Source organism: Agrobacterium larrymoorei, assembly GCF_013322225.1.
Lineage (GTDB): Bacteria > Pseudomonadota > Alphaproteobacteria > Rhizobiales > Rhizobiaceae > Agrobacterium > Agrobacterium larrymoorei_A.
The window spans coordinates 48,060-69,154 of sequence record NZ_JAAMFB010000024.1 but is presented as its reverse complement, the minus strand read 5'-3'; the positions used below and the strand labels follow the sequence as shown (position 1 = coordinate 69,154).

The window sequence follows — 21,095 nt, the reverse complement described above, 5'->3', positions numbered from 1 at the left end:
TTATACTCCTTGCGGGCGTCTGAGATCGAGCGTCAGCGGGAACTCTGGCGACACCGTTTCCGGCCACAGAGTGTAGCTGCCGGACGTGTGCCCCCATGGTTCGAAACGCGCCAGCCGCCGTGCCTGCGCTTCATTTCCGTTGACCGGGAATGTCTCATAATTTCGCCCGCCCGGGTGGGCAACATGATAGATGCAGCCGCCGATCGATCGGTTCGACCATGTATCATAAATGTCGAAGGTTAGCGGCGTGTTGACGGGCAGCACGGGATGCAGGCCCGATGCAGGCTGCCACGCCTTGAAGCGCACGCCCGCAACCGAGACGCCGGACTGCTCCGTCTGCTTCAGAGGCACGGCGCGGCCATTGCAGGACACTGTGTAACGGGCGGGGTTGGCGGTTTCCAGCTTCACCTGAAGGCGTTCGACGGAGGAATCCACGAAACGCACCGTGCCGCCGATGGCGCCCTGTTCGCCCATGACGTGCCATGGCTCCAGCGCCTGCCTCAGTTCCAGCTTCGAGCCCTCATATTCCACTTCTCCGAAGAAGGGGAAGCGGAACTCAAGCTGCGCAGCGAACCATTCCGGTTGCAGGTCGAAGCCGTGTTGCCGAAGGTCTGCGAGAACATCGAGGAAATCCGCCCAGACATGATGCGGCAGCATGAAGCGGTCGGCCAGCGCCGTACCCCAGCGTACGAACTTGCCGCCTATCGGGTTCTTCCAGAAGCGCGCGATCAGCGCCCGCACGAGAAGCTGCTGGGCGAGCGACATGCGCGCATTCGGCGGCATTTCGAAGCCACGGAATTCCACGAGGCCGAGGCGACCCGTGGGGCCATCCGGCGAAAACAGCTTGTCTATGCAGATCTCGGAACGGTGGGTGTTGCCGGTCACGTCTGTCAGAAGGTTGCGGAACAGCCGGTCCACCAGCCATGGCAGCGGCGGGGTTCCTTCGCCCGGCGCTGGCACCTGCGCCATGGCGATTTCCAGCTCGTAGAGGCTGTCGTGGCGGGCCTCATCGATGCGCGGTGCCTGACTTGTCGGGCCGATGAACAGGCCGGAAAACAGATAGGACAGGGAAGGATGGCGCTGCCAGTGCAGCACGAGGCTTTTCAGCAAATCCGGGCGACGCAGGAACGGGCTGTCGTTCGGGTTCGCCCCGCCCACCACCACATGGTTGCCGCCCCCGGTGCCGGTGTGGCGACCGTCGATCATGAACTTGTCGGCGCCCAGACGTGATTGCCGCGCATCCTCATAGATCGCGGTGGTGATATCGACGCATTCCTTCCAGCTGGATGCCGGGTGGATATTGACCTCGATGACGCCGGGATCGGGCGCGACGCGGATGACGTTCATCCGCTCGTCATGCGGCGGCGCGTAACCCTCGATGTGAACGGGCAAATTTAGGTCGGTCGCGGCGGCTTCTGCGGCGGCGATGAGGTCGAGATAATGCTCGATCTTTTCCACGGGCGGCATGAACACGCAAAGGCGACCATCACGCGCCTCCACCGACATGGCCGTGCGGACCTCGCCGTTGATATCGCTGATCGACTGTTCGATGCGCTGCTGTGTTGCCGCTTCGCTGGGCTGGAAGGATGCTTCCTGCTGCGGGCGTGCAGCGGGTGCCACGGTTTCCGGCAGCGGTCCTCGTGGAATGGAAGGGTCGGCCTCGTGGATATAGGGATAGGATGACGGCGGCACATGCGGCAACGTACCGAGCGGCAGGCGATATCCAACCGCGCTATCGCCGGGAACGAGGAAGATGCGGCCGCGCCGCGTCTTCCACTTCTCGCTCATCCAGCGCCTGCCATCAGCGGCTTGCGCATTCCACGCCTGAACGGGGAGGACATAGCCGGTGGGTTCCGTCAGGCCGCGCTCGAACACGCGGGCGATGCGGCTGCGTTCTTCCGGGTCTTTCAGCTTCGAATTGGACGGATCGACATTATCCGGCAGGTTGGCTTCCTTGATCAGCCATTCCGCCGGGTCTTCATACGCAGGCAAGACCAGTTCCGGCGCTATGCCGAGATTGGAGGCGATGCCTGCGAGCAGCTTTTCCGCATCCTGCGCGGTAACGCCGGTATCGACGCCTTCAGCCGCCACCAGATCGGCATTGTGCCAGACCGGCTTGCCATCCCTGCGCCAGTAGAGCGAGAAGGTCCAGCGCGGCAGGCTTTCACCCGGATACCACTTGCCCTGACCGTAATGCAGGAAGCCGTTGGGCGCAAAGCGTTCGCGCAGCTTGCGGATCAGCACATCGGCCTTTTCGCGTTTGGTCGGGCCAACCGCGCCGGTGTTCCATTCATCGGATTCGAAATCATCGATGGATACGAATGTCGGCTCGCCGCCCATGGTTAGGCGCACGTCCTCGGCATTCAGAACCCGGTCCACCTCTTCGCCCAGCGCATTCAGCCTGTCCCAGCTTTCATCCGAGAAAGGCTTGGTGATGCGCGGATGCTCTGCCACGCGGGTGACCTTCATGTCGAAGGCAAACTCGATATTCGCCTCACCGTAATAACCGCCGGAAATGGGCGCGGCATTGCGATAATGCGGGGTCGCGGAAAGCGGGATGTGGCTTTCGCCGGTCAACAGGCCGGAGGTAGGATCCAGGCCAACCCAGCCCGCGCCCGGCAGATAGACCTCCGCCCAGGCGTGCAGATCGGTGAAATCCACTTCCGTTCCCGAAGGCCCGTCCAACGCCTTCAGATCCGGCGCAAGCTGAATGAGGTAGCCGGAGACGAAGCGGGCGGCGAGACCGAGATTGCGCAGCACCTGCACCAGCAGCCAGCTGGTATCGCGGCAAGAGCCCTTGCCGGAGGCGAGCGTTTCTTCCGGCGTCTGCACGCCCGGTTCCATGCGAATGACGTAGCCGATTTCCTGCTGCAAACGCGCGTTGAGACCAACCACCATATCCACGGTCGGCTGGCCCGGCGTCTTGTCGATGGTCTGCATCAGCGCGTTGAACAGCGGCCCGCCATGCTCCGGCGTGCGGTAGATCGACAAATCTTCCCGTAGCGTTTCGGGGTAATCGAAGGGCCACTTGGTGGCGCTTTCCTCGACGAAGAAATCGAAGGGATTATAGACCGCCATATCCGCGACCAGATCGACCTCGATCTTCAGTTCGCTGACCGGATCGGGAAACACGTAACGGGCCAGAAAATTGCCATAGGGGTCTTGCTGGAGGTTCACGAAATGGTTGGCGGGCGAAACCTTCAGCGAGTGGCTGATGACATGGGTGCGGGAATGCGGGGCGGGTTTCAGTCTGATGATCTGGGCCCCGAGGCGGACCGGCCTGTCGTATTTATAATGCGTCAGGTGGTAGATACTGGCTTTGATCGACATGCGTGCCCTTGCCCGGTTTTTCCGGTCTATGCGGATTTCCTCCGCCCCCTCTGTTTGCCCGATTTTGTGCAATGCACGAAAAGAATGCAAGGAACATTTGGCGCGGCTTTCGCATTGCCTCGCACATGATTTGCCAAGGCAATATGGCGTGTGTGGACAAGCGGTGTCGGAATGATATTGCTGTCACGACAAATACAGATAATCCGATTTTATAAGCATATCCGGCGTTACGATTTCAGGAAGTGGCAAGGTATTGAAAGCTCAAGATAAATCTTCGCCTGAGGCTGTCAATTATTCAAGCTTCGACCTGAGTTTCAGCGCGCAGCTCGGCATGATGGGTCGCGCCTTCTGGGGCTCGCCGGTGCGATATCGCCTCATTCTGCTTGCCTGCGCGCTTTTGACCATCATCCTCGTGACGGCATACGGGCAGATAAAACTGAACGAGTGGAACGCGCCTTTTTACAACGCGCTGGAGCGGCGGGATCTGAGCGCCTTCCTGCACCAGCTACAGGTCTTTGCCGTCATTGCGGGCTCCCTCCTTCTGCTTAACGTGTTTCAGACGTGGCTGAACCAGATGACGGCGCTCAACATGCGCGAGGGTCTGGCAAAGGATATGGTGGACCAGTGGTTCAAGCCGGGGCGCGCCGCAAAGCTGGCGAGCTTCGGATCGATTGCCATCAATCCCGACCAGCGTTTGCATGACGACGTGCGAAATCTGGCGGAAAGCAGCACGGCGCTTTCCATCGGTCTCGTCAACGCCACCATTCTGCTGGTCAGTTTCATCGGTGTGCTATGGGGGCTTTCTGCCGGTTTCGCCATCGAGATCGGTGGCCAGATGGTGGCCATTCCCGGCTATATGGTCTGGGCCGTTCTGGTTTATGCCGGGTCTGCCTCGCTGCTCAGCAACCTCGTCGGCTACAGGATGGTGCCGCTGAATGCCGAGCGTTATTCGAAGGAGGCAGAGCTTCGGTTCTCGCTTATGCGGGCCAGTGAAAACCTGACGGCCATCACATTGGCGCGTGGCGAAAAGAACGAGCGGCATCGCATTCGGGAAGATATCGACTCCGTTCTCGGCGTCATTCGCGGGCTCGCCATGGCGCTGACGCATCTGACCTGGGTGTCTGCCGGATATGGCTGGCTTGCCATCGTTGCGCCGATCCTCATCGCCGCGCCCGTCTATTTCTCAGGCCACCTCACTTTCGGTGGGCTTATGATGGCCGTCGGCGCGTTCAACCAGGTGAATGTCGCACTGCGCTGGTATATTGATAATTTCGGTCCGATCGCCGCGTGGAAAGCAAATCTGCAGCGTGTTTCCACCTTTCGCAATGCGCTGATCCAGATGGACAGCGTGGAGCGGCAGGCAAACACAATCGACGTCGAAAAAAGCGCAACAGGCCCGGTGCGGTTGAGCTCCGTCGAAATATGCCCGGACGCGGGCGGGCAGGACATGTCGCGGGTTTTCAGGCTGCGGGAAGTTCCGGTGGAAATCAACGCCGGCGACCGGGTGATGGTAAACGGCGACCAGGGTGTAAACCGGCGTCTGTTCTTTGCCGCACTTGCCGGATTATGGCCGTGGGGTCGCGGTAAGATTACCATGCCGCCTCGCGAGGAAACGCTGTTTATCGCCCAGCACGGCTATCTACCCGCAGCACCGTTGCGCGAAATTCTGTCCTATCCACGCAGCCCACAAAAATTCAAGGAGCAGGACTTTCTCCACGCCCTGCAACTCTGCGGGCTTGGCCACATCATCCCCCGGATGGACGACAATATCCGGTGGGACAAGAAATTCGACTCCGACGAGCAAGCCTGCATTCGCGTGGCGAATGCGGTGCTTTTGAAACCACGCTGGCTCTTCATCGACGATCTTCTCGAAGGGCTGGAGCCCGACACGATAGACCGGCTGACGGCGGTGCTTTCGGACATGAAAGACACCGCGATCATCTATATAGGACGCTCAGAAGCCGTGCTCCAGACCATGTCCCCGCGCGTACTGCACCTCGATATCGTCAAGACCGGGCAAGCAGCATCGGCGTCAGTTCCCGATCCTGTCCCGGGATCTTGACATAGGTCGATGGCGGTTGCGGCGGCCCTTCAAGCCGCAGCATGAAGGGTGCGGTGACCATCATCGATACGATTGTCAGCATGCCCGCGACGATAGCCAGATCGCAGTATTTCTGTTTGATCTCGTTGCCACTCCAGTCATATGCCATTTCGGAACCCTCGCCCGCATCTGGAAGTATATGAAGATAAGCTAATTCAACGAGAGACTGCCAAATTATGGTTAATTAACATTTAAAGCGCGTCGCCTTGGACGCGCGTTAAGCTGTTGTTTTGTTGCACGTCATGAACGCGCGACCTTTGCACAGCTGTGCAGCTTTACGCGGCAGGGTCCGGCACTGCGTTGGCGTCCCGTGCAAACAGCGAAGGGCAGCCGGGATGAATTCGCACTTGGAGGTGAGGGGTGCCTGCGGTATCCCTCTGGTCGGGAGGCCGGTGACGAGAAGGTTTTCGAAGATGGATATTCAACCGCCCGCTGACATGGAACTCACCCTGCGCACGCTGGCCATGCCCGCCGACGCCAACCCAGCAGGCGATATCTTCGGCGGCTGGGTCATGTCCCAAATGGACCTCGCCGCCTTCGTGCGTGCGAACGACGTGGCAGGCGGACGCACGGTCACCGTCGCCGTCAACGAGATCGTTTTCAAGAAGCCGGTAAAAATAGGCGATACCCTCTGCGTCTACACCCGCATCGAAAAGGTCGGCCGCACCTCGATCACGCTCAAAATCGAAGCCTGGACCCGCAGACATTCCGAGCAATCGAGGGACAAGGTGACGGAGGCGGTGTTTATTATGGTGGCGGTGGATGAAGAGGGGAAGCCGCGGGCGGTGGCCTGAAATCCGCAGAAGGTAATCGTCACTTGCTGGATGTACTGAAATCCCGTATGATCTGAAGTATGAGTGAGAAATTCGATCCGGCGAAAGATGCGGCAAACCGCGAGAAGCATAAGTTGCCGCTGGATTTCGGGGATCGTATTTTTGACGATGACGACCATCTGATCATTCCGTCCATCCGCGAGGTTGATGGTGAAGAGCGGTTCAAGGTGGTCGGGGTCGTTGAGGGCAGGTTGTTTACGGGCGTCTTTGTCTGGCGGAACGACTTACCCCGGTTCATATCGGTAAGAAGGAGCAATAAAGGTGAAGAAAGAGCATATCGTTCTGCCTACTGACCCGTCCGATGCGGAAGACTTCGACGTGACGGCAGAGGCCATGGATCGCGGCCAGCGCGCCCGGCTGATCCGCAAGACGCGAACGGCGCTCGGCCTATCGCAATCGGAATTCGCAAGCCGATTCCGCGTCCCGGTTGGAACGTTGCGGGATTGGGAGCAGGCCAGGGCCACCGCACCGGATTTCGCCGTGGCTTACGTGCGCGTCATCGGGCGGCATCCTGATATGGTGGCGCAGGCCGTGGCATAAGGCCGATAAGGTGTCACCATTTCAAAGGGCGGCCTGATTTTCGATTTTACATCACTCTGGCAAGTTCAACAAACCTCCAGCCCACCATGCAAAAAGGCCTCGCGATTTCTCGCAAGGCCTTGATATTTCTGAATTCGGATGGTGGGCGTGACAGGGATTGAACCTGTGACCCCTACGATGTCAACGTAGTGCTCTCCCGCTGAGCTACACGCCCTCCGTTGCGGCGCATAAATCACAAAATCGGATGGAGCGTCAACTGCCTTTTTCGATTTTGTGACAGGTTTTTGTGAGAACCCTTATGCGACAAGGAGTTTGTTGACTTCATCCACCAGGTCACGCAGGTGGAAAGGCTTGGAAAGGACTTTTGCGTCCTTCGGAGCCTTCGAATCAGCGTTGAGTGCGACCGCTGCGAAGCCGGTGATGAACATGACCTTGAGGTCGGGGTCGAGTTCGGTGGCGCGGCGGGCGAGTTCGATGCCGTCCATTTCCGGCATGACGATATCGGTCAAGAGGAGCGAAAAAGGCTCTTCGCGAAGCCGATCATATGCGCTTGCGCCATTATCGAAGGAGGAAACCTTGTATCCTGCCTTTTCCAGCGCCTTCACGAGGAAGCGGCGCATATCGTTGTCGTCTTCGGCGAGAAGAATTTTCTGAACCATGTAAGTGACCGTAACTACTGAATTATTGGAATACCTTATCGCGATTGTACCATTTCCAGAGTAAATATCGTGTGAATGGTCGAATCATGACGCGGTGACTATTGTCCAGTATGGACTTGCTCTTCGCCAACTGGCAACATGATGCATCTGGCAGAATTATGACATGGTAAACGGCGCGGAATGGATTGGGTAACGGGCGAATACGAGCTTTTCGAGGTGCGCGAGCCCGCAGCTCACACGATTCCGTTCGTTTTCAATTCGCCCCATAGCGGTCGCTGCTACCCCGTTTCCTTTCTGGAAGCCTCCCGGCTCGACTCCTATGAGATCCGCCGATCCGAAGATTACTTCGTCGACGAGCTGTTTTCGGCAGCGCCCGATATCGGCGCGCCGATGCTGAAAGCCAATTTTCCGCGCGCCTATCTGGACGTCAACCGCGAGCCCTATGAGCTCGATCCGCGCATGTTCGACGGTCAGCTTCCGTCCTATGCGAATATCGGCTCCATGCGGGTTGCAGGCGGGCTGGGCACCGTGCCGCGCATCGTGGCGGAGAATATGGACATCTATGCACACCGCCTGCCGGTGGAAGAGGGCATTGAGCGTATCGAGGGCATTTACAAGCCTTACCACGCCTGCCTGCGCCGGCTGGTGTCCCGCACCCATGCGCAATTCGGCATGGCGGTGCTGGTGGATTGCCACTCCATGCCCGGCAATATCCGTCTTGCGGGATCGAATATCCGTCCGGATATCATCATTGGAGATCGCTACGGCACCAGCGCCTCTGCGGAAATCTCGCGGGCGGCGCTGCACTTTCTTGAAGAGCTTGGCTTCAGCGCCGTCTGCAACAAGCCCTATGCGGGCGGTTTCATCACCGAACATTACGGTCGCCCGATCCGCTCGCTGCATGCCTTGCAGATCGAGGTCAACCGGGCGCTTTATGTCGATGAAAAGACACTGCTGAGGGCTGCGGATTTCCCGGCCATCCAAGCCGCGCTTGAGATGTTCATGCGCCAGCTTTCGGCCTTCGTCTCGGAATATGCCGTGGATATGGCCTTCGCTGCCGAGTAGGCCACGCATCCTTACCAAAATCCGAAGAGTTTGAAGCTGTTGACCGGGCAAAAAAAACCGCGCCTTGGCGCGGTCAAGTCTAGGGAGGAAACACCCAAGGAGGGTATTTACAGTCGAAGACTGTGCTTCAGAGAGTAGGTTATTTTGCTTATTTGTCAATCATTTTTATTTATGCCTATTAATTGAACAATCGTCCGGCTGCTTGCCTCATCGTGATGCGGAATGAGGAGGGAAATGCTTCCCGAACAGGCATCTCGGGAAAGAATCACCTTGGTGCGCGAGCAGGCTCAAGAGAGTGGACGCCACAGGCAAAGGCGCGCTATGTCATCTTCAGCCAATGACAGATGCCGGGGATTTTTGATGCTGCCAGATCGTGATTTCTTCTTTCGTCTCGCTGACGCTGCCAAGGCGGAGACGCTTCCGCGCTTTCGCACCGGCATCGCCGTGGATAACAAGCAGGCGGGGGGATACGATCCGGTCACCGAGGGCGATCAGGCTGCCGAAACAGCTATTCGCGCGCTGATTTCAAGCGAATTTCCCGATCATGGCGTGTTGGGTGAAGAGCATGGTAGCGTCGGGCTGGACCGTGAGCATGTCTGGGTTATCGATCCCATCGACGGCACGCGTGCCTTCATTTCCGGCGTGCCGGTCTGGGGAACGTTGATCGGCTTCCAGTCCAATGGACGCTCCGTCATGGGCGTCATGGATCAGCCCTTCATCGGCGAGCGTTATTTCGCAGACGGGCAGAACGCCTGGTATAAGGGGCCGGATGGCGAAAAGCAGATTCGGACGCGTAACTGCAAAGCCCTGTCGGATGCCGTGCTGTTCACCACTTCGCCGCATATCTTCACCACGGAAGAAGCGCAGCGCTACGGCCAGGTGCAGGATAAGGTTCGGCTGTTCCGCTATGGCGTGGACTGCTATGCCTATGCGCTGCTTGCGGCAGGTCATGTCGATCTCGTCATCGAATCGGGGCTGAAGCCTTACGATGTCGGCGCGCTGATCCCGCTCATCGAGCAGGCTGGCGGTGTAATCACCACCTGGGATGGCGGACGTCCGGAAGGGGCGGGACGCATCATCGCAGCCGGGAGCAAGGCTGTTCATGAAGAGGCGCTGGCGATTCTTTCCGGTCTTTAATTACTCCTCCGGTGCGAAAAACGCATCGATGGCTGCCAGCGCCTGGGCGCGATAGACGTCTCGCTCGTGAAAAAGCTCATGACGTGCGCCGGTAATGGGTACCAGTTGTGCCGCACGAAAATTGCGGGAGAGTTCTTCCTGGGCTGCATAAGGAATGAGCGTATCGCGCACCGGTGCCAGAAGAAGCGTTGGAACGAAGATACGCGTCAGGTGATCCTGCTTCGTCACCTTCGGCATCGTCTTTAAAACTTCATGGAGCCAGCGCGCCGTGGGTGCGCCGATGAAAAGCTCCGGGTGCTCGGTATGGATCGCAAGGGTACGCGCAAAGCGGGCCTGATCCGATGTCAGCGGATTGCCCTCGAAATCGCGTTCACGGCGGTTCCTGCCAAGCTGTATGCCGCCAAGGCCCATGTAAGTAAGGGCGGTGGCGATGAGCCTGATCCAGCGTGGGGAAACGGACTGGCCGCTGAGCGCGATGAAGGGTGAGCAGAGCGCCATGCGCTCGATGCGATTGGAAAGCTGCGGTGCCATGGAAAGGGCCGCCAATCCGCCGGTGGAATGCGCCATCAGGAAAAAAGGCAGTCGCGTGTCGGGCAAGACGACCTGCTCGAGAAACAGCGAAATGTCCTTCTGATAATCGGAAAACCGGCGCACATAGCCCGCATGGGCTTTTTTCAGCAGCCGCTCGGAAGCGCCCTGTCCGCGTGTATCGAACGTGGCGACCCAAAAGCCTTTCGCGGTCAGGTCGTTGATCGTTTCGAAGTATTTCTCGATGCACTCGTTGCGGCCATGCAGCAGCACGATGGTGCCGCGCGCGACCGAACGATCCGACTTGAAGATGGCGTAGCGCAACGTCTTATTACGATGACCGGTGAAGGTGCCGACGATGTGATGGCCTGGCACTGGATTGCCAGTTGTCGCGTAGAGAGTGGCTTCGGTCATCTATGTCCTGCTTGAAACAGAAGGGGATCGGTGGAGCGCCCCTTGTTTCATAATGGGATAGGTGCGCCGCTTTTTCACGTCAAAGGAAAATTGCGGAAAAATTGCCGGAACCGTCGGTGTTAGCAGTCGCGGTTCCGGCGAATAAGACAGAAGAAGAAGGGACGATATACTTCTGCCGGCGGAGATGACCTCCGATGCATTGATTTCTAGTGGTTGGAAACTGAACGATTTCGGAACCGGTCGTTCAGATTTCATTCAGGCGAGGTGGTGGTGAAATACCCCCTTGAACTCCGAAAATTGCTTACCCACTTATTGGTCACGGTCGCCAGAACGGGGCCGTGCTTCGGTTTCTTCATCGCCAGAACGGGATGGGAAACCATTAACCGCAAACAGTCGCTTCCTAGGAGGACACCATGCGTCACGTTGATTTTTCGCCACTTTATCGCTCCACCGTCGGCTTCGACCGCCTTTTCTCGATGCTGGACGGCATCGGCCAGCCTGAACAGGCGCAGGCTTACCCGCCTTACAATATCGAGCGCACGGGCGATAACGCCTACCGCATCACCATGGCGGTTGCCGGTTTCGATGAAACCGAACTCAGCATCGAATCCCGCGCCAATGTGCTGACGATCAAGGCCGAGAAGGCCAACGACACCACCAAGGGTTCCGAGGGTGAGTTCCTCTATCGCGGCATCGCCACGCGCGCCTTCGAGCGCCGCTTCCAGCTTGCCGATCATGTAGAGGTGCAGAATGCTTCGCTGAAGAATGGTCTTCTTCATATCGACCTTCTTCGCAACATTCCCGAAGCCATGAAGCCCCGCCGTATTTCGATCGCCACCGACGCTTCCGATGCGCCGAAGCAGATCGAGGCCCAGGTTACGCCCGCTCAGGTCAACTGATCCAGTTGATTGGTGAATGTGATGACGGCTCCCGAGAGGGGGCCGTTTTTTATGTCGTGATGGAGGCAGGCATAACCCCTCACCTGAAAAATCTATGACTTAGCTGAAGCTAAGATCATGATTTTTCTTCCTCTCCCACAAGGGTAGAGGTAAATCCGCGGCAGCCTTTCTATCCCACCGCACCCTTTAATCGTAATTCCAGCGTGCGGCCGGGTTTATCTCTCCCCCTGTGGGAGAGAAAGCAATTTCAACATCTTAGCCAAAGGCTAAGTGTTAGAAATTGCAAGTGAGGGGTCACGCCTCCTGCTTGCGCCTCTTCTTACTGCACCTTCACCGCCGCCGCCTCCAACTCCACGGCTTTGGCCACTTCGAGTTGTTTCGCCTTGCTCGCATATTTCTGCGCAATCACCGCGCAGGCCATCAACTGGATCTGATGGAAGAGCATGATCGGCAGCACGATTGCGCCGATGCTTTGTCCGGCGAAGATGGCGCTTGCCATGGGAACGCCGCTGGCGAGGCTCTTTTTGGAACCGCAGAAAGTGATGGCAATTTCATCGGCCTTGTTGAAGCCGAGTGCGCGGCTGCCGAACATGGTGACGCAGAGGACGAGGGTGAGCAGCAGAATGTTGATGCCGATCACCACAGCGATGTCGCGAACGGTGAATTCCTGCCAGATGCCCTCGATCACCGCTTCCGAAAAAGCTAGATAGACGACCATCAGGATCGAACCGCGGTCAACCGGGGCAAGCAGTTTCTTGCGGGCGCGAATCCAGTCGCCGATCCATGGTTGAAGTGCCTGACCAGCGATGAATGGCAGCAGAAGTTGCAGAAAGATCTGGCCGAAGGCATCCAGCGAGAAACCACCGCCATGGCCGCCAACGGTGAAGAGCAGACCGACAAGCAGGGGCGTGAGGAACATGCCGAAGATGTTCGATGCGGAGGCCGAGCAGATCGCCGCAGGCACGTTGCCGCCCGCCATGGAGGTGAAGGCGATGGAAGACTGTACGGTTGAGGGCAACACGCAGAGAAACAGCATTCCCATATAAAGTGGTGGCGGCAGGATGCTTTCAGGAATGTAACCGAGGCCCACACCGATCAGCGGAAAAAGGCCGAAGGTGACGAGAAGAATGACGAGGTGGAGCCGCCAGTGCAGGAAACCGGCGACCACCACATCTCTCGCAAGCCTTGCCCCGTGCAGGAAGAACAGCAGTGCGATGGCGCACTTCGTTGCGATGGAGAAGTAATGCGCGGGTTCTCCGCTGATCGGCAGAAGCGAGGCGAGGATGACGGTTGCGACCAGCATCATGGTGAAACGGTCTGGCAGGAAGCGGCTCATGGCAGCGTCTTTCGAAGTTTCGATTTTCGATTGAAGTTTCATGCACTATCGCTCATCATGAAACGAGATGCAAAGACTAACAGTTATCACGTTTTGAGATAAGCATGCTGAACCTGCAGCACCTCGCCAGTTTCGTTACGCTGGAACAGACGATGAGTTTCACGCTGGCGGCAGAGCGGCTGGGCATCGGCCAGTCGACGGTGAGCCAGCATATTCAGCGTCTGGAAGCCGCGCTCGGACAAAGGCTGATTGCGCGCGATACGCACCGTGTGCGGTTGACGCCGGAGGGGGAGGCGCTTCTGGGGTATGCCCGCAACATGCTCGATATCAACAACAAGGTCGCGGCACTGTTTGGCGAGAGCAAGCTGCGCGGCCGCCTGCGGCTTGGTGTTTCGGAGGACTTTGTTGCCAGTCGCCTGACCGTTATCCTCGAAGACTTTACGCGTGCCTATCCCCTTGTCGATCTGGAGCTGACGGTTTCGCTGAGCGGCGTGCTCTACCAGATGCAGGATAATGGCGAACTGGATGTCGTGCTCGCCAAGCGCAGGCTGGGCGATCAATTGGGCCATTTTCTCTATCGCGAACCCTTGATCTGGCTGGCGAAAGACCCCGATGCGGTTTTGGCCTGCAAGGAAGCCCTGCCCCTCATCGCCTTCCCGCCACCGAGCATCACCCGCAAAGCCGCGCAGGAGGCGCTGGACCGCGCCGGCATTCCCTGGCGTATCACCTGCACCTGCGGCAGCCTGAGCGGCCTGACGGCGGCGGCGCGTGCAGGCATGGGCGTCCTCGTCCAACCCCGCAGCATGGCGCCATCAGGTTTGCGCGAATTGCCGAGCGGCGCATTGCCCTCGCTGGAGGATGTGGAGTTCGTGCTTCAGCCGAGGAAGGGCGCGGATGCGGAACTGGTGCGGGCGCTCTCGGCGCTGGTGACGGCCAAGGGGATGGTGCCGGGGAGTTTTGTATGAAGCTGTCAGCGTCTGGTCGAGGCTTTTGCGTGTGTCTGTGGTAGCGCCTCTTCGCCAAAGCCTCCCAGTAATATTGGGTCATGTCCCTTGAAGCGCACGACGAGGTCGAGCTCACCGCCAAGCGCCTGCACATATTCACGCAATGTGGACAGCAGCAGATCCGAACGTTTCTCAAGCTGTGCGACCGAAACCTGCTTTTTGCCCATGCGCTGTGCGATCGTCTCTTGGGTGAGGGCTCTGGCCTTGCGCAACTTTTGGAGCGTATCGAATTCGTCCAACAATTCTTTCGTTCGGAGATCGGAAGCTGCAATCTCGTCCTTCGACATTGTTGCTTCAAAAACGTCATCGGCGGAAATCGGCATCAAGATTTCTCCTTGTTTATCAATCTTTGTAAGTGCGCATCGAAACGGGCATCAGCTGTGCTGATAAGTTTTTTATAAAACCGCTTCTCTGCCTTGCCGGATTTGTCTCCCGCAACAAGTAGGATTGCGTTTCTCTTCGGGTCGAAGGCGAAGGCAACTCTCCAAACGCCATCCGCCGCATCGAAACGCAATTCCTTCATGTTCGCGTGTTTCGAGCCATTCAACGTATCGACGCGGGGCCGCCCATATGACGGCCCGTGCACTTTCAAAATATTTGCCTGCGCGCGAAGTTCAACCTTTACCTCAGAGGGTAAAGTGCTGAACTCCTTGGCGAAGATCTCATCAAATTCAATTCGCCATTCCATGTATATATAGCTTTAAGTTTATATAGCTTCAAGTTTATATTTTATAACCGGATTAGGCGTATTACGCCCCACTACAGATCCGCAGAAACTCATCCACGTCGCTCTCCAGCGTGGCAAAGCTCGTCACCAGACGGATGAGCTGTTCGTTCTCGCCAACGGGTTCCGGCATGTCGTGCGGCACGGGCCAGTCGTAGAAGGCCGCTCCCGCTTCCTTCGCCGCCTTGGCTTTGCCCTTGTCGAGAACGACGAACAACTCGTTGGATTGCGTCGGCCAGGCGAGGCGGGCGCTGTTGGAGGCGGAGAGGCCGTCGCGCAGGCGCGTGGCCATTGCGTTGGCGTGGGCGGCGAGGTCCAGCCAGAGATCGTTCTGGAAGTAGGCATCGAACTGCGCTGCCATAAACCGGGTCTTGGAGAAGAGCTGGGCCGAACGCTTGCGGATGAAGGGCAGGTCTTCTGCCGTTTTCGGATCGAAATAGACGATGGCTTCGGCGCACCAGCAGCCGTTCTTCGTGGCGCCGAAGGAGAGAATGTCGACGCCGCGTTTCCATGTCATTTCGGCAGGCGTCGTATCGAGCGCCATCAGCGCATTGGCGAAGCGTGCGCCGTCCATGTGGACGGGGACGCCCGCATTTTTGGCGACGGTGGAAATGGCTTCGATTTCATCAAGGCTGTAAACTGTGCCCTGTTCGGTCGCCTGCGTCAGCGTGACCAGCATCGGCTGGCCCTGATGGATGGAGCCGGGCGGAAAGCGGCCGATGGCAGCTTCGAGGTTCTTCGGCAGCATCTTGCCGTTGGGGCCAGCGACCGGCATCAGGCGCGAGGCGTTGGAAAAATAGACGGGCGCTCCGCACTCGTCTTCAATGACGTGGGCCTCGGAATGGCAAAAGGCGATGCCGCCTGGGCGGGCGACGCTCGCCAGCGCCAAAGAGTTTGCCGCCGTGCCGGTGCCGACGAAGAAGACGGCGACTTCGCGTTCGAAGATTTCGTTGAAGCGCTTTTCAATGGCGCGGTCGAGTTCGCTTGTGCCGTAGGCGGCGGCGAAACGGGTCGACTCCTTCATCAGCCGTTCGTTGATGGCAGGGTGGGCGCCAGCCCAATTATCAGAAGCAAAAAACATCGTTCAACGCTTTCGAGGGGATGAGTGAGACGAACATGACGGCCTGCGGCCAAACCAGTGCCGTTTTATGGACTTACAGACGAGAAGGCAAATCGGGTAACGAAAGCAATCATTTCGCATATTCGCGATCAAGAAAATTACCCGCTGGCGCGTTTTGGCGAAATTTCGCGTCATATTGTCAGGTTATAAATTGTAGCGATGCTCTTGCGGAGGTTAAGGGTTTCTGTCATTGTGCAATCAGAATTAAGACAGCAATGCTGTCCTAAATCGGATAGGCGGACAAAGATTTGATCTCGGATGGAGGTCTTGTCGGGTTCCGTCTCTCTGCGTGAAATCATGCAACATGTTTGCAGGAGGGATGAAAAATGACCATCAAGCGGGACGACGAAAACGCCGAAGCTGTTATGACCAATGACTGTCCGGGTGAAGCCGGTGCGGAGACGGCCTCCGTGCGCGCGTCGATTGGTGGTCTTCCTGAAAAGCAGGGTCTTTACGACCCGCGCAACGAGCATGATGCTTGCGGCGTCGGCTTTGTGGCGCATATGAAGGGTCAGAAGTCGCACCAGATCGTCAAGGACGGTCTGTTCATCCTCGAAAACCTGACGCATCGCGGCGCTGTGGGTGCAGACCCGCTGATGGGCGATGGTGCGGGCATTCTGGTGCAAATCCCGGATCGTTTCTTCCGTGAAGAAATGGCGAAGCAGGGCGTGACGCTGCCTAAGGCTGGCGAATATGCCGTTGGCCACATCTTCTTCCCGCGTGATCCAGAGCGCATCGAGCATTACAAGAAGGTCATTGCTGACGTTATTGCCGAAGAAGGCCAGCAGTTCCTCGGCTTCCGCGATGTGCCGGTCGACAACTCCTCGCTTTCCAAGGCTGAAGACATTGCCGCAACCGAGCCGCACCATGTGCAGGTTTTCATCGGCGCAGGCCGCGATGCCGCGACCAATGCCGAGTTCGAGCGCCAGCTGTTTTTGATCCGCAAGGTTCTGTCCAACCGCATCTATGATGCTGGCGGCGGCAAGGAAGCGCAGGATTTCTATCCGGTGTCGCTGTCCTCCTCGACCATCGTCTATAAGGGCATGTTCCTCGCCTATCAGGTCGGTGCCTATTATAAGGACCTGGCAGACCCGCGGTTCGAAAGCGCCGTGGCGCTCGTTCACCAGCGTTTCTCCACCAACACCTTCCCATCGTGGAAGCTGGCGCACCCATACCGCATGGTGGCCCACAACGGCGAAATCAACACGCTGCGCGGCAACGTCAACTGGATGGCGGCGCGTCAGGCATCCGTTGCCTCGCCGCTGTTTGGCGACGACATTTCCAAGCTCTGGCCGATCTCCTATGAAGGCCAGTCGGACACGGCCTGCTTCGACAACGCGCTGGAATTCCTGGTGCGCGGCGGTTATTCCATGGCGCATGCCGTGATGATGCTGATCCCCGAGGCTTGGGCTGGCAACCAGTCCATGTCGCAGGAACGCAAGGCGTTTTACGAATACCACGCTGCCCTGATGGAGCCATGGGACGGCCCTGCTGCCGTTGCCTTTACCGATGGCAAGCAGATCGGCGCAACGCTGGACCGCAACGGTCTGCGCCCGGCCCGCTATCTCGTGACCGATGACGACCGTATCATCATGGCGTCCGAAGCCGGTACGCTGCCTGTGCCGGAAGAGCGCATCATCAAGAAGTGGCGTTTGCAGCCCGGCAAGATGCTGCTGATCGATATGGAAAAGGGCGCGATCATTTCGGATGAAGACGTCAAGCACGAGCTTGCCGCCAAGCACCCTTACCGCACTTGGCTGGACCGCACCCAGCTGATCCTTGAAGACCTGAAGCCGGTGGAGCCGCGCGCGCTGCGTCGCGACGTATCCCTGCTCGACCGTCAGCAGGCCTTCGGTTACACCAGCGAAGACACCAAGCTTCTGATGTCTCCGATGGCGACGACGGGTCAGGAAGCCATCGGCTCCATGGGCACCGATACGCCGATTTCGGCGATGTCGGAAAAGTCGAAGCTGCTTTATACCTATTTCAAGCAGAACTTCGCGCAGGTGACCAACCCGCCGATCGACCCGATCCGCGAAGAGCTGGTGATGAGCCTCGTCTCCTTCATCGGCCCGCGCCCGAACATTCTGGACCATGAAGGTGCTGCCCGTGCCAAGCGTCTGGAAGTGCGCCAGCCGATCCTGACCAATGGCGATCTGGAGAAGATCCGCTCCATCGGCCACACGGAAGACCGTTTCGACACCAAGACGCTCGACTTCACCTATGCGGTGGAGCGTGGCGCCGAAGGCATGCCGGAGATGCTGGATCGCCTGTGCGACCGTGCAGAAGCTGCTGTTCGCGGCGGTTACAACATCATCGTTCTCTCCGACCGTCAGGTTGGACCGGATCGCATCGCGATCCCCGCGCTTCTGGCAACCGCTGCCGTGCACCATCACCTGATCCGCAAGGGTCTGCGCACCTCGGTCGGCCTCGTTGTCGAAACCGGTGAGCCGCGTGAGGTGCATCACTTCTGCCTGCTGGCCGGTTATGGTGCGGAAGCGATCAACCCCTATCTCGCCTTCGACACGCTGCTGGACATGCACAAGCATAATGCGTTTCCGAAGGAAGTGTCGGACGATGAAGTGGTTTACCGCTTCATCAAGGCTGTCGGTAAGGGCATCTTGAAGGTCATGTCCAAGATGGGCATTTCCACCTACCAGTCCTATTGCGGCGCGCAAATCTTCGACGCCATCGGTCTGTCTTCGTCCTTCGTGGAGCAGTATTTCTTCGGCACGGCGACGACCATCGAAGGCGTTGGCCTGAAGGAAATCGCGGAAGAAACCGTCGCCCGCCACACCGACGCCTTTGGCAAGGACCCGATCCTCGCCAACACGCTCGATATCGGTGGCGAATATGCCTACCGTATGCGCGGTGAAAACCACGCATGGAGCCCTGACGCGATTGCGACTTTGCAGCACGCCGTGCGTGGCAACAGCCAGGATCGCTACCGCGAATTCGCGGAAATGGTGAACGACAGCAACCTGCGCATGAACACCATTCGCGGTCTGTTCAAGGTCAAGTCTGCGGAAGCGCTCGGCCGCAAGCCGATCTCGATCAATGAGGTCGAGCCTGCCGTCGATATCGTCAAGCGCTTCTCCACCGGTGCCATGTCCTTCGGCTCCATCAGCCGTGAGGCGCACACCACGCTTGCTGTTGCCATGAATAAGATCGGCGGCAAGTCCAACACGGGTGAGGGCGGCGAAGAGTCCGACCGTTATCTGCCGCTTCTGAACGGCCAGCCGAACCCCGAGCGTTCCGCAATCAAGCAGATAGCATCCGGTCGCTTCGGTGTGACGACGGAATATCTCGTCAATGCGGATATGTTGCAGATCAAGGTCGCACAGGGTGCCAAGCCCGGCGAAGGCGGTCAGCTGCCGGGCCACAAGGTGGATGCGACGGTTGCCAAGACCCGCCACTCCACACCGGGCGTCGGTCTCATCTCGCCGCCACCGCATCATGATATCTACTCTATCGAAGATCTGGCGCAGCTGATTTACGACCTGAAGAACGTCAACCCGGAAGCCGATGTTTCCGTGAAGCTCGTTTCCGAAGTTGGCGTCGGCACGGTTGCAGCCGGTGTTGCCAAGGCGCGCGCGGACCATATCACCGTCTCCGGCTTCGATGGCGGCACGGGTGCGTCTCCGCTCACCTCGCTGAAGCACGCCGGTTCACCATGGGAAATCGGCCTTGCCGAGACGCAGCAGACGCTGGTGCTGAACGGCCTTCGTTCGCGCATCGCGCTTCAGGTGGATGGCGGTCTAAAGACCGGTCGTGATGTCATCATCGGTGCTCTTTTGGGTGCCGACGAGTTTGGTTTCGCGACGGCTCCGCTGATTGCGGCGGGCTGCATCATGATGCGCAAGTGCCATCTCAACACCTGCCCCGTGGGCGTTGCAACGCAGGACCCGGTTCTGCGCAAGCGCTTCAAGGGCACGCCGGAACACGTCATCAACTACTTCTTCTTCGTGGCCGAAGAAGTGCGCGAAATTCTTAGCCAACTTGGTGTTTCCAAGCTGGATGAGATCATCGGCGCTTCAGAACTGCTGGAAAAAGATGAGATGCTGGCGCACTGGAAGGCCAAGGGTCTGGATTTCAGCCGCATCTTCCACAAGGTCGAAGCTCCCAAGGAAGCGACCTACTGGACAGAAAAGCAGAAGCATCCGATCGATGACATTCTCGACCGCAAGCTGATCGAGAAGTCCATGCCTTCGCTGGAAAACCGCGAGCCGGTGGTCTTCGAAGTGCCGATCAAGAACGTCGACCGCTCTGCCGGTGCGATGCTTTCTGGCGCGCTTGCCAAGCGTTGGGGCCACAAGGGTCTGAAAGACGACACCATCCATGTGTTGCTGCGCGGCACGGCGGGCCAGTCCTTCGGCGCGTTCCTTGCCCGCGGCATCACCTTCGATCTGGTGGGCGACGGTAACGACTATGTCGGCAAGGGTCTTTCAGGTGGCCGCATCATCGTGCGTCCGCCGGAAAATGCCCGCATTGTCGCGGAAAATTCCATCATCGTCGGCAATACGGTGCTGTATGGCGCCATCACCGGCGAGTGCTATTTCCGTGGTGTGGCGGGTGAGCGTTTTGCGGTTCGTAACTCTGGCGCGCTTGCCGTCGTCGAAGGCGTGGGCGACCATGGCTGCGAATACATGACGGGCGGTATCGTCGTGGTTCTCGGTGAAACGGGCCGCAACTTCGCAGCCGGCATGTCCGGTGGCGTGGCCTACGTTCTGGATGAGACGGGCGACTTCGCCAAGCGCTGCAACATGGCCATGGTCGAGCTGGAGCCGGTGCCGGAAGAAGACGACATGCTGGAAAAGCTGCACCACCACGGCGGCGACCTCATGCACAAGGGACGTGTCGACGTTTCCGAAGACATGACGCGCCACGACGAGGAGCGCCTCTACCAGATGATCTCGAACCACTTCCACTACACCAACTCCAACCGCGCCAAGGACATCCTTGACCGCTGGAGCGAGTACCGCCCGAAATTCCGCAAGGTCATGCCGGTGGAGTACCGCCGCGCGCTTGAGGAGATGGAACGGTTGAAGATGGGTGTGGCTGCGGAGTAGTTAAACTGTCAGCGCCTTATGTTATGAGTTTCACTCAATAATGGAGGCGCTGATGGGACCGGTAACAAAACAATTCGAAGGAAAAATCACCAGAGAAGGCAACTGTCGTCTCCTCGCAATTCCAGATGATTTCTTTCTCGAAGGGGAGAAAGTCATCATCCGACAAGAAAGAGATGGAACGATTACAATCCACCCTTTCGAGGAATCTGCGAGAAAGGCGATGTCGGACAGGTTTAATCCGTTTGTAGAATGGAAAAACGGAACTTGGCCCGAGAAGCTGGAACCTCCCGAGTGAGCTACTAATGTGAGCTCTGAAGGATCACAGCGCCGGGTTTC

General features: G+C 58.3%; 18 protein-coding genes and 1 tRNA gene. 10 read left to right on the top strand and 9 right to left on the bottom strand.

Annotated features, from left to right (window positions below; all coding sequences use genetic code 11):
- The gene (locus G6L28_RS15620; RefSeq protein ID WP_174064752.1) at positions 1–3,330 is read right to left on the bottom strand and encodes a DUF2126 domain-containing protein; all 3,330 of its coding nucleotides are present in this window, start codon (positions 3,328–3,330) and stop codon (positions 1–3) included.
- A gap of 253 nt (positions 3,331–3,583) precedes the next feature.
- On the opposite strand from G6L28_RS15620, the gene G6L28_RS15615 reads away from it, so the two are divergent.
- A complete protein-coding gene (locus G6L28_RS15615) occupies positions 3,584–5,392 on the top strand; it encodes an ABC transporter ATP-binding protein/permease (protein WP_234902599.1) in 1,809 nt (602 codons plus the stop codon).
- Here G6L28_RS15615 and G6L28_RS15610 read toward each other — a convergent pair.
- The gene (locus G6L28_RS15610; RefSeq protein WP_174064751.1) at positions 5,337–5,540 is read right to left on the bottom strand and encodes a hypothetical protein; all 204 of its coding nucleotides are present in this window, start codon (positions 5,538–5,540) and stop codon (positions 5,337–5,339) included. The two genes, G6L28_RS15615 and G6L28_RS15610, sit on opposite strands and share 56 nt — an antisense overlap.
- A gap of 304 nt (positions 5,541–5,844) precedes the next feature.
- Between G6L28_RS15610 and G6L28_RS15605 the strand changes: the two genes are divergently transcribed.
- Genes G6L28_RS15605 through G6L28_RS15595 form a run of 3 tightly spaced genes read left to right on the top strand, consistent with a single transcriptional unit; the run spans position 5,845 to position 6,804 of the window.
- Positions 5,845–6,225, top strand: a complete 381-nt coding sequence (locus G6L28_RS15605; protein WP_174064750.1) for an acyl-CoA thioesterase — start codon at positions 5,845–5,847, stop codon at positions 6,223–6,225.
- Positions 6,226–6,284: 59 nt separating this feature from the next.
- On the top strand, positions 6,285–6,557 hold the full coding sequence (locus G6L28_RS15600; RefSeq protein WP_174064749.1) for a BrnT family toxin: 273 nt from the start codon (positions 6,285–6,287) through the stop codon (positions 6,555–6,557).
- Positions 6,526–6,804, top strand: coding sequence for a helix-turn-helix domain-containing protein (locus G6L28_RS15595; RefSeq protein ID WP_174064748.1), 279 nt, complete (start codon positions 6,526–6,528; stop codon positions 6,802–6,804). Before G6L28_RS15600 ends, G6L28_RS15595 begins: the two co-directional genes overlap by 32 nt.
- Positions 6,805–6,943: 139 nt before the next feature.
- Here G6L28_RS15595 and G6L28_RS15590 read toward each other — a convergent pair.
- Both G6L28_RS15590 and cpdR read right to left on the bottom strand, forming a co-directional pair.
- Positions 6,944–7,018, bottom strand: a tRNA-Val gene (locus G6L28_RS15590).
- 82 nt (positions 7,019–7,100) lie between these two features.
- Positions 7,101–7,463: a cell cycle two-component system response regulator CpdR gene (cpdR, locus tag G6L28_RS15585; protein WP_027675545.1), complete on the bottom strand. Its 363-nt coding sequence runs from the start codon at positions 7,461–7,463 to the stop codon at positions 7,101–7,103.
- A gap of 180 nt (positions 7,464–7,643) precedes the next feature.
- Between cpdR and G6L28_RS15580 the strand changes: the two genes are divergently transcribed.
- Together G6L28_RS15580 and hisN are read left to right on the top strand one after the other, a co-directional pair.
- On the top strand, positions 7,644–8,528 hold the full coding sequence (locus G6L28_RS15580) for an N-formylglutamate amidohydrolase (RefSeq protein ID WP_174064747.1): 885 nt from the start codon (positions 7,644–7,646) through the stop codon (positions 8,526–8,528).
- A gap of 360 nt (positions 8,529–8,888) precedes the next feature.
- Entirely contained in the window at positions 8,889–9,665 is a 777-nt protein-coding gene (hisN, locus tag G6L28_RS15575; RefSeq protein WP_174064746.1) for a histidinol-phosphatase, read from the top strand.
- Here hisN and G6L28_RS15570 read toward each other — a convergent pair whose 3' ends face one another.
- The gene (locus G6L28_RS15570; protein ID WP_174064745.1) at positions 9,666–10,607 is read right to left on the bottom strand and encodes an alpha/beta fold hydrolase; all 942 of its coding nucleotides are present in this window, start codon (positions 10,605–10,607) and stop codon (positions 9,666–9,668) included. It abuts the gene before it with no gap.
- A gap of 413 nt (positions 10,608–11,020) precedes the next feature.
- On the opposite strand from G6L28_RS15570, the gene G6L28_RS15565 reads away from it, so the two are divergent.
- Positions 11,021–11,506 carry an Hsp20 family protein gene (locus G6L28_RS15565; protein ID WP_174064744.1) on the top strand — a complete coding sequence of 162 codons (486 nt, stop codon included), beginning with the start codon at positions 11,021–11,023 and terminating at the stop codon, positions 11,504–11,506.
- 319 nt (positions 11,507–11,825) lie between these two features.
- Here G6L28_RS15565 and G6L28_RS15560 read toward each other — a convergent pair whose 3' ends face one another.
- The gene (locus G6L28_RS15560; RefSeq protein ID WP_174064793.1) at positions 11,826–12,842 is read right to left on the bottom strand and encodes a bile acid:sodium symporter family protein; all 1,017 of its coding nucleotides are present in this window, start codon (positions 12,840–12,842) and stop codon (positions 11,826–11,828) included.
- Positions 12,843–12,946: 104 nt separating this feature from the next.
- Here G6L28_RS15560 and G6L28_RS15555 point away from each other — a divergent pair, with 104 nt between their 5' ends.
- Complete coding sequence (locus G6L28_RS15555) at positions 12,947–13,807, top strand: LysR substrate-binding domain-containing protein (protein WP_174064743.1); 861 nt, start codon at positions 12,947–12,949, stop codon at positions 13,805–13,807.
- A 5-nt stretch (positions 13,808–13,812) separates the two neighbouring features.
- Here G6L28_RS15555 and G6L28_RS15550 read toward each other — a convergent pair whose 3' ends face one another.
- From G6L28_RS15550 to G6L28_RS15540, 3 genes are all read right to left on the bottom strand, one after another.
- A complete protein-coding gene (locus G6L28_RS15550; RefSeq protein WP_174064742.1) occupies positions 13,813–14,169 on the bottom strand; it encodes a helix-turn-helix domain-containing protein in 357 nt (118 codons plus the stop codon).
- On the bottom strand, positions 14,169–14,534 hold the full coding sequence (locus G6L28_RS15545; protein WP_174064741.1) for a type II toxin-antitoxin system RelE/ParE family toxin: 366 nt from the start codon (positions 14,532–14,534) through the stop codon (positions 14,169–14,171). The genes G6L28_RS15550 and G6L28_RS15545 overlap by 1 nt, the downstream gene beginning before the upstream one ends.
- 61 nt (positions 14,535–14,595) lie before the next feature.
- Entirely contained in the window at positions 14,596–15,651 is a 1,056-nt protein-coding gene (locus tag G6L28_RS15540; RefSeq protein ID WP_174064740.1) for a threonine aldolase family protein, read from the bottom strand.
- Between the two features lie 365 nt (positions 15,652–16,016).
- On the opposite strand from G6L28_RS15540, the gene gltB reads away from it, so the two are divergent.
- Together gltB and G6L28_RS15530 are read left to right on the top strand one after the other, a co-directional pair.
- Complete coding sequence (gene gltB / locus G6L28_RS15535) at positions 16,017–20,759, top strand: glutamate synthase large subunit (protein WP_174064739.1); 4,743 nt, start codon at positions 16,017–16,019, stop codon at positions 20,757–20,759.
- Positions 20,760–20,811: 52 nt separating this feature from the next.
- Positions 20,812–21,054: an AbrB/MazE/SpoVT family DNA-binding domain-containing protein gene (locus G6L28_RS15530; RefSeq protein WP_174064738.1), complete on the top strand. Its 243-nt coding sequence runs from the start codon at positions 20,812–20,814 to the stop codon at positions 21,052–21,054.
- Positions 21,055–21,095 lie beyond the last annotated feature (41 nt).

Excerpts from the sequence above, each read along its gene's own strand:
- G6L28_RS15530 (WP_174064738.1), top strand. The coding sequence starts at position 20,812 with ATGGGACCGGTAACAAAACAATTCGAAGGAAAAATCACCAGAGAAGGC.
- G6L28_RS15605 (WP_174064750.1), top strand. The coding sequence starts at position 5,845 with ATGGATATTCAACCGCCCGCTGACATGGAACTCACCCTGCGCACGCTG.
- G6L28_RS15600 (WP_174064749.1), top strand. The coding sequence starts at position 6,285 with ATGAGTGAGAAATTCGATCCGGCGAAAGATGCGGCAAACCGCGAGAAG.
- G6L28_RS15570 (WP_174064745.1), bottom strand. The coding sequence starts at position 10,607 with ATGACCGAAGCCACTCTCTACGCGACAACTGGCAATCCAGTGCCAGGC.
- cpdR (WP_027675545.1), bottom strand. The coding sequence starts at position 7,463 with ATGGTTCAGAAAATTCTTCTCGCCGAAGACGACAACGATATGCGCCGC.
- hisN (WP_174064746.1), top strand. The coding sequence starts at position 8,889 with ATGCTGCCAGATCGTGATTTCTTCTTTCGTCTCGCTGACGCTGCCAAG.
- G6L28_RS15580 (WP_174064747.1), top strand. The coding sequence starts at position 7,644 with ATGGATTGGGTAACGGGCGAATACGAGCTTTTCGAGGTGCGCGAGCCC.
- G6L28_RS15550 (WP_174064742.1), bottom strand. The coding sequence starts at position 14,169 with ATGCCGATTTCCGCCGATGACGTTTTTGAAGCAACAATGTCGAAGGAC.
- G6L28_RS15620 (WP_174064752.1), bottom strand. The coding sequence starts at position 3,330 with ATGTCGATCAAAGCCAGTATCTACCACCTGACGCATTATAAATACGAC.
- G6L28_RS15610 (WP_174064751.1), bottom strand. The coding sequence starts at position 5,540 with ATGGCATATGACTGGAGTGGCAACGAGATCAAACAGAAATACTGCGAT.
- G6L28_RS15540 (WP_174064740.1), bottom strand. The coding sequence starts at position 15,651 with ATGTTTTTTGCTTCTGATAATTGGGCTGGCGCCCACCCTGCCATCAAC.
- G6L28_RS15545 (WP_174064741.1), bottom strand. The coding sequence starts at position 14,534 with ATGGAATGGCGAATTGAATTTGATGAGATCTTCGCCAAGGAGTTCAGC.
- G6L28_RS15565 (WP_174064744.1), top strand. The coding sequence starts at position 11,021 with ATGCGTCACGTTGATTTTTCGCCACTTTATCGCTCCACCGTCGGCTTC.
- G6L28_RS15555 (WP_174064743.1), top strand. The coding sequence starts at position 12,947 with ATGCTGAACCTGCAGCACCTCGCCAGTTTCGTTACGCTGGAACAGACG.
- G6L28_RS15560 (WP_174064793.1), bottom strand. The coding sequence starts at position 12,842 with ATGAGCCGCTTCCTGCCAGACCGTTTCACCATGATGCTGGTCGCAACC.
- gltB (WP_174064739.1), top strand. The coding sequence starts at position 16,017 with ATGACCATCAAGCGGGACGACGAAAACGCCGAAGCTGTTATGACCAAT.